The organism is Microbacterium binotii, from assembly GCF_021398715.1.
GTDB lineage: Bacteria > Actinomycetota > Actinomycetes > Actinomycetales > Microbacteriaceae > Microbacterium > Microbacterium binotii_A.
Genome location: NZ_CP090347.1, coordinates 841,674 through 856,546, shown reverse-complemented (window position 1 = coordinate 856,546; position 14,873 = coordinate 841,674). Strand labels below are relative to the sequence as shown.

14 protein-coding genes are annotated in these 14,873 nt (G+C 68.9%); 4 read left to right on the top strand and 10 right to left on the bottom strand.

Features of this window, described 5'->3' with window-relative positions:
* Position 1: 1 nt before the first annotated feature.
* The 8 genes from LXM64_RS04370 to LXM64_RS04335 all read right to left on the bottom strand — a co-directional run bounded on the left by LXM64_RS04370 (position 2) and on the right by LXM64_RS04335 (position 8,050).
* Complete coding sequence (locus LXM64_RS04370) at positions 2 to 1,045, bottom strand: ABC transporter permease (protein ID WP_137417765.1); 1,044 nt, start codon at positions 1,043 to 1,045, stop codon at positions 2 to 4.
* Complete coding sequence (locus LXM64_RS04365; protein ID WP_137417766.1) at positions 1,042 to 2,082, bottom strand: ABC transporter permease; 1,041 nt, start codon at positions 2,080 to 2,082, stop codon at positions 1,042 to 1,044. The genes LXM64_RS04370 and LXM64_RS04365 overlap by 4 nt, the downstream gene beginning before the upstream one ends.
* The gene (locus LXM64_RS04360; protein ID WP_234074785.1) at positions 2,079 to 3,650 is read right to left on the bottom strand and encodes a sugar ABC transporter ATP-binding protein; all 1,572 of its coding nucleotides are present in this window, start codon (positions 3,648 to 3,650) and stop codon (positions 2,079 to 2,081) included. The genes LXM64_RS04365 and LXM64_RS04360 overlap by 4 nt, the downstream gene beginning before the upstream one ends.
* 118 nt (positions 3,651 to 3,768) lie before the next feature.
* A complete protein-coding gene (locus tag LXM64_RS04355; protein WP_137417768.1) occupies positions 3,769 to 4,779 on the bottom strand; it encodes an ABC transporter substrate-binding protein in 1,011 nt (336 codons plus the stop codon).
* A 185-nt stretch (positions 4,780 to 4,964) separates the two neighbouring features.
* The gene (locus LXM64_RS04350) at positions 4,965 to 5,984 is read right to left on the bottom strand and encodes a LacI family DNA-binding transcriptional regulator (RefSeq protein WP_267955129.1); all 1,020 of its coding nucleotides are present in this window, start codon (positions 5,982 to 5,984) and stop codon (positions 4,965 to 4,967) included.
* Positions 5,972 to 6,307 (bottom strand): hypothetical protein, encoded by a 336-nt coding sequence (locus LXM64_RS04345; RefSeq protein WP_234074784.1) that lies wholly within the window; start codon positions 6,305 to 6,307, stop codon positions 5,972 to 5,974. Before LXM64_RS04345 ends, LXM64_RS04350 begins: the two co-directional genes overlap by 13 nt.
* Positions 6,304 to 7,380 carry a DUF916 domain-containing protein gene (locus LXM64_RS04340; RefSeq protein ID WP_234074783.1) on the bottom strand — a complete coding sequence of 359 codons (1,077 nt, stop codon included), beginning with the start codon at positions 7,378 to 7,380 and terminating at the stop codon, positions 6,304 to 6,306. Before LXM64_RS04340 ends, LXM64_RS04345 begins: the two co-directional genes overlap by 4 nt.
* A gap of 64 nt (positions 7,381 to 7,444) precedes the next feature.
* Complete coding sequence (locus tag LXM64_RS04335) at positions 7,445 to 8,050, bottom strand: hypothetical protein (RefSeq protein WP_234074782.1); 606 nt, start codon at positions 8,048 to 8,050, stop codon at positions 7,445 to 7,447.
* 530 nt (positions 8,051 to 8,580) lie between these two features.
* Here LXM64_RS04335 and LXM64_RS04330 point away from each other — a divergent pair.
* Together LXM64_RS04330 and LXM64_RS04325 are read left to right on the top strand one after the other, a co-directional pair.
* Positions 8,581 to 9,882, top strand: a complete 1,302-nt coding sequence (locus LXM64_RS04330) for a hemolysin family protein (RefSeq protein ID WP_234074781.1) — start codon at positions 8,581 to 8,583, stop codon at positions 9,880 to 9,882.
* A gap of 99 nt (positions 9,883 to 9,981) precedes the next feature.
* Positions 9,982 to 10,389, top strand: coding sequence for a glucose-6-phosphate dehydrogenase (locus tag LXM64_RS04325; RefSeq protein ID WP_234074780.1), 408 nt, complete (start codon positions 9,982 to 9,984; stop codon positions 10,387 to 10,389).
* A gap of 6 nt (positions 10,390 to 10,395) precedes the next feature.
* Here the strand turns inward: LXM64_RS04325 and LXM64_RS04320 are convergent, their stop codons facing one another.
* On the bottom strand, positions 10,396 to 11,325 hold the full coding sequence (locus LXM64_RS04320) for a diacylglycerol/lipid kinase family protein (protein WP_234074779.1): 930 nt from the start codon (positions 11,323 to 11,325) through the stop codon (positions 10,396 to 10,398).
* A gap of 191 nt (positions 11,326 to 11,516) precedes the next feature.
* On the opposite strand from LXM64_RS04320, the gene LXM64_RS04315 reads away from it, so the two are divergent.
* The gene (locus LXM64_RS04315) at positions 11,517 to 12,149 is read left to right on the top strand and encodes a helix-turn-helix transcriptional regulator (protein ID WP_137417775.1); all 633 of its coding nucleotides are present in this window, start codon (positions 11,517 to 11,519) and stop codon (positions 12,147 to 12,149) included.
* Positions 12,150 to 12,160: 11 nt separating this feature from the next.
* On the opposite strand, the gene moaA is transcribed toward LXM64_RS04315, so the two are convergent.
* Positions 12,161 to 13,219, bottom strand: coding sequence for a GTP 3',8-cyclase MoaA (gene moaA / locus LXM64_RS04310; protein ID WP_234074778.1), 1,059 nt, complete (start codon positions 13,217 to 13,219; stop codon positions 12,161 to 12,163).
* A 208-nt stretch (positions 13,220 to 13,427) separates the two neighbouring features.
* Here moaA and LXM64_RS04305 point away from each other — a divergent pair, with 208 nt between their 5' ends.
* Positions 13,428 to 14,873, top strand: coding sequence for a cytochrome ubiquinol oxidase subunit I (locus LXM64_RS04305; protein ID WP_234074777.1), 1,446 nt, complete (start codon positions 13,428 to 13,430; stop codon positions 14,871 to 14,873).

Genomic DNA, 14,873 nt, shown 5'->3' with positions numbered 1-14,873 from the left:
GTCATCTCCGTCGTCTGGCTGTCAGCACACGCTGCAGGAGCACGAAGACGAGCAGGATGCCGCCGGTGATGATCGTGAGGTACTCGGGGCGGATGGTGCCGTCCTTCGTGATGATCATCCAGAGGGTCGCGAGCACCAACGAACCGACCACGGAGCCGAGCACGTAGCCCGCGCCGCCGGTCAGCAGCGTGCCGCCGATGACGACGGCCGCGATCGCGTCGAGCTCCCAGCCGATGGCCGTGACGTTCTGCGCCTTGCCGCCCACCTCTGCGGTGTAGACGACGGCGGCGAGGCCTGCCAGCGCACCGCTGATGATGTAGATGGACACCCGGGTGCGGGCGACAGGGAGTCCCATCAGCTGCGCCGAGGATTCGGCACCGCCGATGCCGTAGATCGTGCGACCGGAGCGGGTGCGGTGCAGGAAGAAGAACGCACCGATCACGACGAGCACGGCGATGAAGAACCCGGGCGTGAGCACGAGGTCGTTCACCTTGGGGCCGTCGATGAGCTTGAAGTCGGTCGCCAGCAGCAGGATCGGCGAGTCGTCGGGCGCCTGCACCGGCACGGTCGACAGGATCGACGCGAGTCCGCGAGCCAGGAACATCATGGCCAGCGTCGCGATGAACGGCTGCACGTTGAAGTACTGGATCAGCACTCCCGAGATGAGACCGAACAACGCACCGAACACGATCATGAGAACGATCGCGAGCCACCCGTTCACACCGATGTTCATCAGCATGACGCCCGCGACCGAGGTGAAGGCCACGACCGCGCCGACGGAGAGGTCGATCCCGCCCGAGAGGATGACGATCGTCATCCCCACGGCGAGGATGATCGTCGGCGCGAAGCTGACGAGCAGGCTCGACATCGTGCCCATGTGGAACACGCGGCCGTACGCGAGCTCCGCGTACACGAGCATGGCGATCAGCAGCAGGACCGCCGCGAGAGACGGGATCACCGACTGACTGCGCCCCCAGATGCGGGCGAACCCACGGGAGGGGACCTTGTCGAGGTCGATGGATGAGGTCGAGACGGACGCGCTCACGCGACGGCCTCCTTTCGGGAACGGGTGCGCCCGAGTCGCAGGACGTAGCCCCGCACCCGCTCGGACTGCAGGAGAACCAGCACCACGATGACGATCGCCTTGAAGGCGGGCGTCGCGGCGGCCGAGATCCCGAGGAAGAGGACCGTCTTGTTGAGCGTGGCGATCAGCAGGGCGCCGACCGTCGAGCCGAGGATCGAGAACTTGCCACCCGCGAGCGACGTGCCCCCGATCACGACCGCGAGGATCGCGTCGAGCTCCATCTGGTAGCCGGTGCCCGAGACGTCGACGGTCATGACCTCCGAGACCGTGAACAGGCCGCCGGTGGCCGCCAGGACACCCGAGAGGATATACACCGCGATCAGGATGGGTCGCGGGCGGATGCCGGCGAGTCGGCTGGCGGCGGGGTTCACACCGATCGACTCGATCATGAGCCCGAGCGCCGTGCGCCGCATGATGACCGAGACGAGGACCACGATCACGATCGCCGCGACGAAGCTGATCGGCAGTCCGAGGATCTGCCCGTTCGCGATCTGCCGGAACGGCTCGTTGGTGGCGTTGGTGTTCTGGCCTCCGGTGATGACGCGGGCGATACCGCGCCCGGCGAGCATCATCACGAGCGTGCTGATGAAGGGCTGGAGTCCGATGACCGACACGAGCAGGCCGTTGACGAGACCGAGGACGGCGCCCAGCAGGAGCGCGATACCGATCGCCGTGAGCATGGCGCCCACCGACGTCGGCGCACCGGCCGCGGACAGGCTCTCCATGGCCGCGGCGCCGCCGACGGCCATGATCGAGCCGACCGACAGGTCGATGCCCTTGGTCGCGATGACGAAGGTCATGCCGAGGGCGATCATGATGATCGGCGCCGACACGCGCAGGATGTCGAGGAGGTTCCCCGCCAGCATCCCGGTCGTCGGGTTGATGCCGACCGACAGATAGGTCGGGTCTTTGATGACGTTGAGCGTGAGCAGCAGGGCGATACCGACGATGCCCCAGAACCAGGGCGTGCGCACGAGCGTCTTCAGGAAGGACGTCATGAGAGCTCTCCTTCGGCGAGCGCCTCGGTCTGGGCCTCGGCCTTCTCTTCCGTTTCGGCGGCGATGATCGAGACGATGCGCTCGGCCGTCACGTCGGGTCCGTTGACGACCTCGCCGATCTTGTCGTGGTCCTTCAGGATGACGATGCGCTCGGACAGGCGGACGACCTCCTCCAGCTCGGAGGAGATGAAGACGACGCCCATGCCGCCCTCGGCGAGCTCGGCGACGGTCTCCTGGATGTCGGCCTTGGCGCCGACGTCGATGCCGCGCGTCGGCTCGTCGAGCAGCAGCAGCTCCGGCTCCGTGGCCAGCCAGCGGCCGAGAAGCACCTTCTGCTGGTTGCCGCCCGAGAGCAGCCGGATCGGCCGGTCGGGGTCGTTCGGTCGCACGCTGAAGCGCTCCATGTAGGTCTTGACCAGCGCGTCGACCTCGCGAGCGGGCACGCGGCGCAGCCAGCCCCGCTTCGCCTGCAGCGCCAGCATGATGTTCTCGCGGACGCTCAGGTCGCCGATGATGCCGTCGTCGCGGCGGTTCTCGGTCGAGTAGGCGATCCGGTTGGCGAGGCCGGCGACCGGCGAGGCGATGCTGGCCTTCTTGCCCCGGATGCGCACGGTGCCGGAGTCGGCACGGTCGGCGCCCATGATGAGTCGGGCGAGCTCGGTGCGGCCGGCGCCCAGAAGGCCCGCGAAACCGACGACCTCGCCGCGGTGGATCTCGATGTCGGTCGGGTTCAGCGCGCCCTTGCGGCCCAGCCCCTCCGCGCTGTACACCGGGGTGTCGGTGCGGTCGCGCTCATCGACCTGGCGGTTGGAGCCGAGGGCCCGCAGCGCGTCGAGGTCCTTGCCGATCATCTTCGAGATGAGCTGCGTGCGGTCGAGTTCGTGAGTGAGGTACTCCCCCACGAACGCTCCGTTGCGCAGGACCGTGATGCGATCGCTGATCGCGTACACCTGGTCGAGGAAGTGGGAGACGAAGAGGATGGCGACGCCCTGGTCGCGGAGGCTGCGGATGACGCCGAAGAGCACCTCGACCTCGGCGGAGTCCAGGCTCGAGGTCGGCTCGTCCAGGATCAGGACCTTGGACTCGGTGACCATGGCGCGGCTGATGGCCACGAGCTGCTGGAGGGCGATCGAGATGGATGCCAGCGGCGCACGGGGGTCGAGGTGGCCGAGGCCCATGCGCGCCAGCGCCTCGGCGGCCCGGGCGTGCGTCTTGCGCCAGTTGATGCCGAGCGGGCCGCGCACCTCGTGTCCCAGCATGACGTTCTCGCCGATGGTGAGGTTCGTGCAGAGATTGACCTCTTGGTAGACCGTGGAGATCCCGGCATCCTGCGCCGACTTGGTACCGGTCAGGCGCCGCTCGACGCCGCCCACGAGGATCGAGCCCGAGTCGATCTGGTAGACGCCGGTGAGCGCCTTGATCAGCGTGGACTTGCCCGCGCCGTTCTCACCCATCAGGGTGTGGACCTCCCCGGGGAGGAGGCGGAAGTTCACGGCGTCGAGCGCTTTGACGCCGGGGAAGGTGATCGATGCGCCGCGGACTTCGACGATCGGGGGTGATTCGGTCATCACTGACGAGCTTCCTCGCTACGGGGCTGGTGCCCTTGGGGGCCGGACAGAGAGCGGGGATCGCCCGGGGCGATCCCCGCTCTGCCTGCCGGCGCGGTTTAGTGCGGGCTTGCGGCGCTCAGAACGCGAGGCCGTCGGCCAGCGCCTTGTCGGCCGCCTCCGGCGAGTCGAACGTGGCGCTCTTGACGATGATGGTCGAGTCGACCTTGTCACCCGCGAGGGCCTTCTTGACGGCGTCGACGGCGTCGGTGCCGAAGAAGGGGTTGTACTGAGCGACGAAGCTCAGGTCGCCCTTGGCCAGCGCCTCGAGCGCACCCTTGGTGCCGTCGATCGTGGCGATCTTCACGTCGGTGCCGGGCTTGAGGCCCGCCGCCGTCACGGCCTGCGCCGCGCCGATGCCCATCTCGTCGTTCTGAGCGAAGATGAACTGGATGTCGTTGTTGTTGGCCTTCAGGACGGTCTCGATGACCGACTTGCCCTCATCCGTCTTCCAGTTGGCGGTCTGCGCGCCGACCTTGTTCCAGCCGGACGCGCCGCCGAGTGCCTCGTCGAAGCCCTCGTTGCGCTCGTTGACGACCGAGAGACCCGGAACGCCCTCGAGGACGAAGTAGTTGGCGCCCTCGGGGAACGCGGTGGTCGCCCACTCGCCGACCGACTTCGCGACCTGCACGTTGTCGGGCGCGATGCGGGTCACGTAGAGGTCCTCGGGAGCGTCGACACCGCGGTCGAGCAGGATGACCGGGATCTCGGCCTCCTTGGCGAGCTTGAGCGAGTCCTCCCAGCCCGACGCCTCGGTGGCGGTGAGCAGGATGACGTCGACCTCGTCGTTGACGAACGTCGAGAAGGCGTCCAGCTGCGACTTCTGGTCGCTCGGGCTGGCAGCCGGGGCGTACTTGAGCTCGAAGCCGGCGTCCTCGGTGAAGGCGTCCTTGATGGCCTGCTCGTTGGCGTTGCGCCAGCCGCCCTCAGGACCCACCGCGACGAAGCCGACCGTGGTGAGGTCGCCGCTGCCGCCGCTCGCCTCGCCGCCGGCCTCTGCGTCGCCGCTCGAGCAGCCGGCCAGACCCAGCGCGAGAGCCCCCACGCCGATGAATCCCAGCATGCCCAGAGCGCGCTTGTTGTGTGCCATGTGATCTCCTCCTTGAGACTCCCCGACGCTCATCGTCGAAGAGGTGGTCCGTGTGCCCCCCAGCGGGAACGTCGGGTAGCCACATTGTGCGCGCTAACAATGCGACTTCGCAACTGTTTCGGGGCGATTCGTTATTTTTCCGTTACCGCGAACATTGGTTGCGCACAACAACGCGTGGCAGCGACTCAGCCGCGCGGCGCGGAGGCCGTGGACGAACGCACGACCAGCACCGGCGCGATGCGATCGTGCCGGGTGTGATCCTCGCCGTCGATGGCGGCGATCACGAGTTGCAGAGCGAGCTCGCCCAGAGCGGAGAAATCCTGGCGGACGGTCGTCAGCGGCGGCAGGAAGTGCCGCGCATCCGGGACGTCGTCGAAGCCGACGACGCTGACGTCCTCCGGTACGCGCAGGCCCTGATCGACCAGGCCGTGCACGAGACCGAGCGCCATCTGGTCGTTCGCGGCGAACACGGCCGTCGCACTGCCGGGATCGAACGCCTTGCCCACCTCGTAGCCGTAGTCCGAGGTCCAGTCGCCGATGATCGCCTCGCCCACGTCGAGATCTGCAGCGGCGAGCGATTCGCGCCAGCCCTGCTCGCGCTCCCGAGCGTCGTACCAGTCCAGCGGTCCCGCGAGATGCGCGATGCGTCTGTGGCCGAGCTCGATCAGGTGGTCGACGGCCAATCGAGCCCCGCTGCGCTGATCGACGGCCGCGGTATGCCACACGTCGTCGGACTCGGCCTTGATGACGATCGTGGGCAGACCCGTGCTCTTCTGCCGCAGCAGCTCGAGCGAGGACGCGCGGGGGGCGATGACGCACAGAGCGTCCACGCCCTGTGTCACGAGCTCCACGACCCCCGCATCCAGCTGCGCATCGTCGTCGTCGTCGATCGAGAACGCGCTGATCGCGTACCCGACATCCCGCGCCGCGGCTTCCAGGGCGCGCAGCGTGCTGTTCGGACCGAACTGCACCGGGCCGTCCACCAGCACCCCGATCCGCATCGCCCTCCGCGTGGCGAGCGCCCGGGCGATCGAGCTGCGGGTGTAGTTCATCTCCTCGATCGCCTTCAGCACGCGCTCACGTGTCGAGTCGCGGATGTTGGGGTGGTCGTTGAGGACCCGCGAGACGGTCATGTGAGACACGCCCGCATGCTTGGCGACGTCGTAGATGCTGGGCCGCTGCCAGCCGCGCGTCAGCTCTGACACGCACCGTCTCCGGAATCGGATGCGGGCGCCTGCTTCGCGTGGCGGGAGACTGTGGCGCGCAGGGCCAGAGCAGCACCCAGTCCCAGGAGCAGGATGGCCGCCCACAGGACCGGCTCCATCGGCGCCAGACCGCTCGCGGCCAGGGAGCCCGCGCCCTCGACCCCGGCACCGCATCCGCTCGTGCACTCGATCGGGGTGATCTGGACGCTGACGCCGATGCTCCCGGGGTCGGCGTCGAGGTCGGCCGCGTGGGCGGGCGCCGTCGCCGCGGCGAGCGCGAGCGTGCTCACGAGCGTGGCCAGCACCGCGCTCCAGCGCTTCATGATGCCCCCACCCGATCTGTCATCTCGTTGCGTCCCTCTTCGCGCCCTCGCCGGAGCGCATCGTCGATCATGGCGGAGATCCGCCTGCGGGAGCGTGATCGTCGCCACAGGATAGCCCAGACGACGAGACCCGCCCCCAACAAGATCGCCAACTGCGGCCACGGTACCGCCCAGATCGCCACCTCGGCGGAAATCGGCGCCATGGCCGCATCCGTGTCGGAGATGGTCAGGACCTCCGGCGCGAGGGTCACGGTGGCGGTGAGCAGCACCCAGGGCCACACCTCGTCCACCTCGACCGTGATCTCGCGACGATCACCGGGCAGCAGTTCCTGCGCCTGCTGGCCCGGTGCGGGGAAGGCGACGCTCCGACCGCCGACCGACACCGTGCCCATGGCGGCGAGGCGCGTGTTGCCGTCGTTCACGACCTCGAACGAGACCGTCGCCTCCCCCGGACGCAGCGGGTTCCACGAGAGGCGGTAGTCGCCGGCGAGCGCGCCGAGCGAAGCCGCCGGGGTGATCTCACCCGTCACCCGCGTCAGCACGCGGAAGCCGACCCTGCTCTCGACGCCCACACTCGCTCCTCCCGCGGCGCCGCCCGCCGTGAGGATGGACGCGGTCACGCCCGCCGCATAGTCGCCGGGCTCCGCACGCTCGGGCACGGCCAGCGAGAACGGGACGACGACGCTCTCGCCCGCGGGCACCGTCACCGCGGCGGGCGCCTGGATCCAGGTACCGGCGGCGGTCGACGCGGCCGCATCCGCGAGGATGTCGAAGCGGCCCGTCTGCGTGAAGAAGCCGTCGGCGGCCGTGATCCGGAAAGTGATCTCCTGCTCGCTGAGATTGCGCACCGCGAAGTGCTCCTCCACCCGCTCCCCCGGTGCGAGTTCGTGCTCGACCGCGCGCCGCCCGTCAGCGCCGTCCGCATCCGCGGGCGCGACCGACCAGCGGACCGGGTCGTCCTCCGCCGCGACCGCTGCGACGGGGCTGAGAAGCGCGAGCACGGCCGCGAGGGCGGCCGCGGACAGCATCGACGCCCGTTTGGCGAAGGGCGGGGTGCGAAGGCGTGGGAACACGGCGGTCATCCTGGGGGAAGGGGTGGAGGAGCCGTCACCGGCTCCTGGGAAGGAGCAAGGCACCTCAGGACAGTTCCTCCCACAGGGTCAGCGTGATCGTGCCGGAGTAGCTGCCCGGCGTGACGTTCTTCGGGGTCTTGAGCAGCAGATCGGCCGTCGCCTGCCAGGTGCCGGCGGCACTCTCGGCATCGAAGGCGACCGCGAGGAACTCGGCGTCCACGAGCCCGACGTTGTTGGGGCCCCCATCGAGCACGGTGTCGACGTCCGGACCTTCCGCCACGTCGGCGCTCTGGGTCAGCAGCTTCGGCTTCCAGCCCAGATGGCCGGGGTCGATCGAGGCGTTGCCGGACGTCAGCGCGCTGGCCTGACCGGTCACGTACCAGGCGGAACCGGCGGGGATGGCGTCGCGGTCATCCGTGACCGTCACGGTGGGAAGCGTGCCTTCGAAGACGCGCTGGTCGGGGTCGGCGGACTCCCCTTCGGTCAGCACGGCGGAGCCGGGGTCGACGCTCAACGTCAGCGCACCGGCGTCGGGCAACGCCGCGATGTCGACGGTGACGTCGACCTCGTCATTGCCGATCTCATCCGCGACGGCTGCTCCCGCGGCGCCGATGAGAAGTGCGCCACCGACCAGGCCGACGGCGGTCCGGGCGAGAAGGCCCTTCTTCATGGTGTGTCTCCGATCTCCGGCGAAGCGACAGCGCTCAGCCGAGCTCCAGGACGGCCGGACTCTCCGGTCGCCAGATTGGCAGAGAGGGATACGGCCGCAACCGGACTCCTCTCGGCGAAAGGGACGCTGTCGCCGCGTGCGGTCGCGACGTCGGGCCGAGGGCCGGCGTGCGCAGCGAGCATCGTGCACCTTTGCTGTGACCCGACGATGGGTCACTCACTCGTTTTTCGACGTGGTCAGGTCGTCATCGGCGCACGCCACAACGCGCGCAAGGGATGCGGGGGCGTCGGGCGGGTTGCGGATACGCGACATCGCGTGTTAGCGGTACCAATGACTTGTCGTCGATGTTAGCGCGAACGCCTGGTCTGTCAAGCGCGGCCGCACCGCGCTCTCTCGGCGAACACCGAGCATCGCGGCCACGCGCCCCCGTACGCTGGTGCAATGACGCACTCTGCCGATTCCTCCGACAGTCATAGTCCGCGCGCCCGGGTGACCCCGGGCGTCTGCCTGCGCATCGAGGAGGTCGGCCGTTGAACGGCGACCTCCTTCTCAATATCGCCCTCGTCATCGTCTTCGTCCTCATCGGCGGCGTATTCGCCGCAACGGAGATGGCCCTCGTCACCCTCCGCGACAGTCAGGTCAATGCCCTCGCGGCGCGGGGTCGGCGCGGTCGCAAGGTCGCCGAACTCGCACGAAACCCCAACACGTTCCTCTCCGCCGTCCAGATCGGCGTGACGGTCGCCGGATTCGCCTCGGCCGCGTACGGCGCCTCGTCGATCGCCCCGTCGGTGACGCCGCTGTTCGTGTCGCTCGGACTCGCCGAGTCCGTCGCGGCGACCGTCGCGACGATCCTGCTCACCCTGGTCATCGCGTACCTCTCGCTTGTGCTCGGCGAGCTCGTGCCCAAGCGCCTCGCGATCCAGCGCAACGCGCAGTTCGCCTACGCCGTCGCCCCGGTCCTCGGCGGATTCGCGCGATTCATGCGCCCCGTCATCTGGCTGCTGTCGGTGTCGACGAACGCCCTCGTGCGACTGCTCGGGGGCGACCCGGACAAGACGGCCGACGAGCTCACCGACGACGAACTGCGCGACATCGTCTCCAGCCACGAGGGCCTGCCGGAGGACGAGCGCCGCATCCTCGACGACGTACTCTCGCTGCGCGACCGCCAGATCAGCGAGGTCATGCGACCCCGCCCCGAGGTGGTCGCGCTGGACGCCCATGAGACGATCGAGCACGCCGCCTCGCGGGTGAAGGACCTTCCGCACTCGCGCTACCCCGTGATCGATTCGTCGATCGACGACATCGTCGGGTTCGTGCACGTGCGCGACATCTTCGACGCCGCCTCCACATCCGGACGTGACGAGTTGGTCTCTCTCGCTCGCGAGATCCCGTACCTTCCCTCCTCCGCGCGCGTTCTGCCGACCCTCACGGGGATGCGGGCGCAGGGGCACCACATCGCGGTCGTCGTGGACGAGTACGGCGGCACGGACGGCATCGTCACGCTCGAGGACCTCGTGGAGGAGGTCGTCGGCGAGATCTTCGACGAGTACGACACGGATGCGGTGGCCGAAGCCCTCAGCACGGAGGGCGGCACCGTCGACGGCCGGCTCAATCTGCAGGACTTCGAAGAGGCGACCGGCATCGTCATCCCCCGGGGCAGCGCCGATACCGTCGCCGGTTACGTGGTCGAGAGACTCGGGCGCCTCGCGCGCGTGGGCGATGTCGTCGACATCGACGGCGCCACGATCCGCGTGAGCGCGATCGATCGGCGCCGGATCAGCGAACTGTACGTGACCCGCGCGCCGGCATCTCTCGAAGAGATCCCGAACTGATCGTCCTGGCGGGGACGGGGCACCCCGCCCCCGCCAGGTGATCTACCGTTGTAGGGGCAGGAACCGCGCACCCGAAGCGCGCCCGCCAGGAAGGACCCCGTGAGGATCGCATCGTCATCGGACTGGCGGCAGAACATCCCCTTCGAGACCCCGCTGCTGGTCGCCGACATCGCCCCGGGCGAACCGGGCCGCTGCGCATCCTGTCCCGCCGACGCGCCCGCGCGCGAGCGGACGGAGCTGTGGGCCGTCAAGCATCGCCACCCCAACAACCACGACGGGTTCGTGCGCTTCTACTGCGCAGAGCACCGTCCCGAGCCGTCCCGCGCACCCGCGCCCGCGGCTCCCCCCGCACGCGCGAAGCGCAGCGCCACCCGTCCGGCCGCACCCGCCCGCCAGAGCGCGCCGAAGCCCGTTGTGCCCGAGCGCGTCCGCGCCGTGTGCCCCACGTGCTTCCTCGAGGCGAACGCCAACGGGGTGTGCGGCATGTGCGGCGAGCAGATCGCCTGAATCCGGTCAGCGGACCCGCAACGCTCCGGGCTCGACACTGACCGCGAAGCCGGTCACCTCGCCGACCTCTTCACCGTCGATCTCGAACGCACACGGCTCGGACAGCTCGACGCTCAGCCGCTGGGCCTGCGCGTGTCGCGCCGATTCCGTGCTCGTCGCCGAGCGCTCGCGATCGAACAGGCGAAGGATGCCGTTGTCCCACATCGCCGTGCGCAGCGTCTCGAGCCAGTCGCCGACGCCGGCCGCGCTCATCACGAGTACATCGAGCAGACCGTCATCCAGCTGAGCGTCAGGGAAGAGGGTGACCCCACCCTGGATGGCGCCGCAGTTGCCCACGAGCAGCGTGTGCGCCTCGACGCTCTGCGCAGGCTCGTCGTCGAGCGCGAGGCGGACATCGATCACGCTCGACGACGACAGGGCACGCCCCATCGCCGCCACGTAGGCGAGCCATCCCGCCTTCGACTTGAGGTCGTCGTCCGTCTCGGCGAGCATCTGCGCGTCCAGGCCGAATCCGACCATCACGACGAAGGCATGGCGCTCGGTGCCGCTCTGCCGGGTGAGCTCGACCCAGCCGATGTCCATCGAGCGCGATTCCGATGTCAACGCCCGGCGCATGGCGGCCGGAAGGCTCAGCAGCGGCACGCCCAGGTTGCGCGCCAGCAGGTTGCCGGTGCCGCGGGGCACGATGCCGAGAGCGACGTCCGTCCCGGCGAGCCCCTCCGCCACCGCCCGCACGGTGCCGTCGCCGCCCGCGGCGATCACCAGATCGCACCCGGCGTCGACCGCCGCACGTGCCGGGCCCTGGCCGGGATCCTCGGGAGTCGTCTCGAACCACTCCGGCTCGGCTTCCGCGCTGACACCGGCCCACGCTCGCGCGAGATCCTCGCGCTTCGTCTTGCTGGGGTTGTAGATGACGGCGGTGCGGGATGCGGGCATGGACACATGCTCTCACCCCGCGCGCAGTGCGGGTCTCTGCTTGCGGACGGGGGCGGGTTGTGGCGCTCTCCGGTCGCAGCCGTGGATAATCCACAACGCTCACCGCACGAATGCGCGGCTCGGACTGTAGAACCTCGGAAATGTTGTGGTCTGACCTTTCAATTTCATCCGAGAACATGAACAATGAAGACATGACCCGCCCCGGCTACAGCGCGATCTCCAGCTACTCGCGCGTCCAGATCCTCCACGTTCTGCAGAAGCGCGGACAGCGCACGGTCGCCGAACTGTGCGAGGCGACCGAGCTGCACCCGAACACGGTTCGCGAGCACCTGCAGCGCCTGCTCGACGGCGGCTACATCGTGGCCGAGACCGAGCACCGCACCACCCGGGGCCGCCCGCGCGTGCTCTACAGCACCACCTCGGATCGCCAGGGCATCAGCGTCATCTCGCAGCGCAAGGTGCGCGAGGCGGCGCAGCGCGGCGACCTCATGCGCCGCATCATGCCGTGGACGAACGTGTCAGACACCGGGCTCACGCCGGATGCCGTGCACCAGATCGATGCCCTCGTCGAAGACCTCGGCGATGCCGGCTTCGAGCCGATCGTCGACGAAGCCGAGCTGACCGTCGACATCTCCCCCTGCCCCAACGCCGGCGCGGATCCCGACCACCGCGAGACCCTGTGCGACGTGCACCTGGGGCTCATGGACGGGGTCCTCGCCGAGGCCGGAGGTCCGCTGCGCGTGGACAAGATGGCCGCCTCGTGCGACCCGCGCAACTGCGTCGTCAAGCTGATGCTCGCGCAGCGGGTGACACTACCGGCATGAACGTGCGGCCCTCAGCCGCCGATCGCGTTCATTCCCCGCGACGGCTGCAGGAACGAGGGGTCATCGATGGCGTGCCCCGCGAGCTTGCCCGCGATGCACGAACGCAGCATGGCGTCGACCTGCGCGTCGGACGCACCCCCGCGCAGCAGCGGCACGAGGTCGTACTCGGTCGTGGAGAACAGGCAGTTGCGCAGTTGCCCGTCGGCGGTCAACCGCATCCGATCGCAGTCACCGCAGAACGGCGCCGTGACCGACGCGATGACACCCACGGTGTGCGGGCCGGCATCCAGCGCCCAGCGCTCGGCGGGCGCTCCGCCGCGGCCGGGGACGGGGGTCAGCTTCCACCGGCGGCCGAGCGCCTCGAGGATCTCCTCACGGGTGACCATCTGCGAACGGTCCCAGGTGTGACCCGCATCCAGCGGCATCTGCTCGATGAAACGCATCTGCGCGTCGTTGGCGACGGCGAACTCGACCAGATCGACCAGTTCGTCGTCGTTGACGCCGCGCATCGCGACCGCATTGAGCTTGAGCGGGCGGAGCCCGGATGCGGCGGCCGCCGCGATCGCCTCGCGCACCTCGTCGAGTCGGTCACGACGCGTGAGCTCGGCGAAGCGGTCGCGCCGCAACGTGTCGATGGAGATGTTCAGGCGGCTGAGGCCTGCGGCGACGAGGTCGGGCAGAAGCTCGGGCAGGCGGATCCCGTTGGTGGTCATCGCGATCGCGACCGGCCCGTCGGGGGATTCGATGCGCGCCAGGCGGGCCACGACGTCCACGATGTCGCGGCGCAGCAGCGGCTCGCCGCCGGTCAGGCGGAACGTGCTGATCCCGTCGGCGGCGGCGATGCGCGCGACGCGTTCGATCTCGTCCGTCGTCAGGATGCTGTTGCGCGCGAGCCACTCGTTGCCCTGCTCGGGCATGCAGTACGTGCAGCGCAACGAGCAGCGGTCGGTCAGCGAGATGCGAAGGTCCCGGTGCACCCGGCCGAATGCGTCGACGAGCGGATCGCCCTGGCCCTGCTCCCCCGCATCCACGGGCGGCGTCCGGCGCAGCTGGAGCGGAATCGCCGTCATCCGCTCACCTCCGCCGCTCGATCGCCCATGACACGAGGGTACGTGCCAGGCTCAGGGCCCCGGCGCGCATCGGGGTGGAAATTCCCCGCCATTATTCACGGCCGCCCCCTGCGGCCATCTCATTTCGAACTGCGACACTGTGCCGCAACCTCTCATCCGGCCGGTCCCGCGGCCCGGAGTCGAGGCGAGGGCTCTGAAGGGGACGCTCATGGATTTTCTTGATCCGCTCGCGCTCGCGCGCTGGCAATTCGGTCTGACCACGCTGTACCACTACCTGTTCGTCCCGCTGACGCTGGGCATGGGCCTGATCGTCGCGATCTTCCAAACCTGGTGGGTGCGCACGGGCGAGACCAAGTGGCTCCAGCTCACGCGCCTGTTCGGCAAGATCTTCCTGATCAACTTCGCCATGGGCGTGGTGACCGGCATCGTGCAGGAGTTCCAGTTCGGAATGAACTGGTCGGCCTACTCGCGCTTCGTCGGCGACGTGTTCGGCGCCCCTCTCGCCTTCGAGGGCCTGCTCGCCTTCTTCTTCGAGGCGACCTTCATCGGGTTGTGGATCTTCGGCTGGGATCGCCTGTCGAAGCGTGTGCACCTGGCGACGATCTGGTGCGCCTGGATCGGCGCGACACTGTCGGCCTACTTCATCCTGGCCGCGAACTCCTTCATGCAGAACCCCGTCGGCTACACCATGTCGCCCGACGGCACCCGCGCCGAGATGACGGACTTCTTCGCGGTGCTCACCAACCGCGTCGTGCTGGCGACCTTCCCGCACACGATGTTCGCCGCCATCATGTTCGCCGCCGCCGTCGTCGTCGCCGTCGCCGCCTGGCATCTGGCCCGCGGGAAGCATTTCGAGACGATGCGTCCCGCTCTGCGCTTCGGCATGTGGACGGTCATCATCTCCTTCGCCGGCACCGCCATCTCCGGCGACTTCCTGGGCCTTCAGATGGTCGCCACCCAGCCGATGAAGATGGCGGCCGCTGAAGCGCTGTACAACACGGCGTGCGGCGCGGACGCCTCGTTCTCGATCTTCTCGCTCGGCACCCCCGACGGAACGAGCGAGATCTGGTCGCTGCGCGTGCCGTATCTGTTGTCGTTCCTCTCGACGCACACGCTCGACGGCTGCGTCGAGGGCATCAACAACCTGAACGCGGAATACACGCAGAACTGGCCGGTCTTCGCCGACCAGCTCGGCGGCGACCTGCCCTTCGCCCCCACGATCTGGATCACCTACTGGTCCTTCCGCTGGATGATCGGCTTCGGCGGCCTTGCGGCAGTCGTCTCCGTGGTCGGCCTGTGGCTCACCCGCAAGAAGGCGAAGCGCGCCGTCCCGCAGTGGGCCTGGCGCGTGGCGATCTGGTCGGCACCGCTGCCCATGTTCGGCAGCCTCGTCGGCTGGCTGTTCACCGAGATGGGGCGTCAGCCCTGGATCGTGTTCGGTCTCATGCTGACCCAGGACGGCGTCTCGCCGAGTGTTCCTGGATGGAACGTGCTGATCTCGCTGATCGCCTTCACCCTCACCTACGCGGCTCTGGCCGTCGTGGAGTTCGGCCTGATCCTGAAGGCCGCGAGAAAGGGCCCGGAGCCGATCCCCGAACCCGGGGACGGCGAGAGCGCCGACGACGATGCCCACCGCATGACCACGGTCTACTGA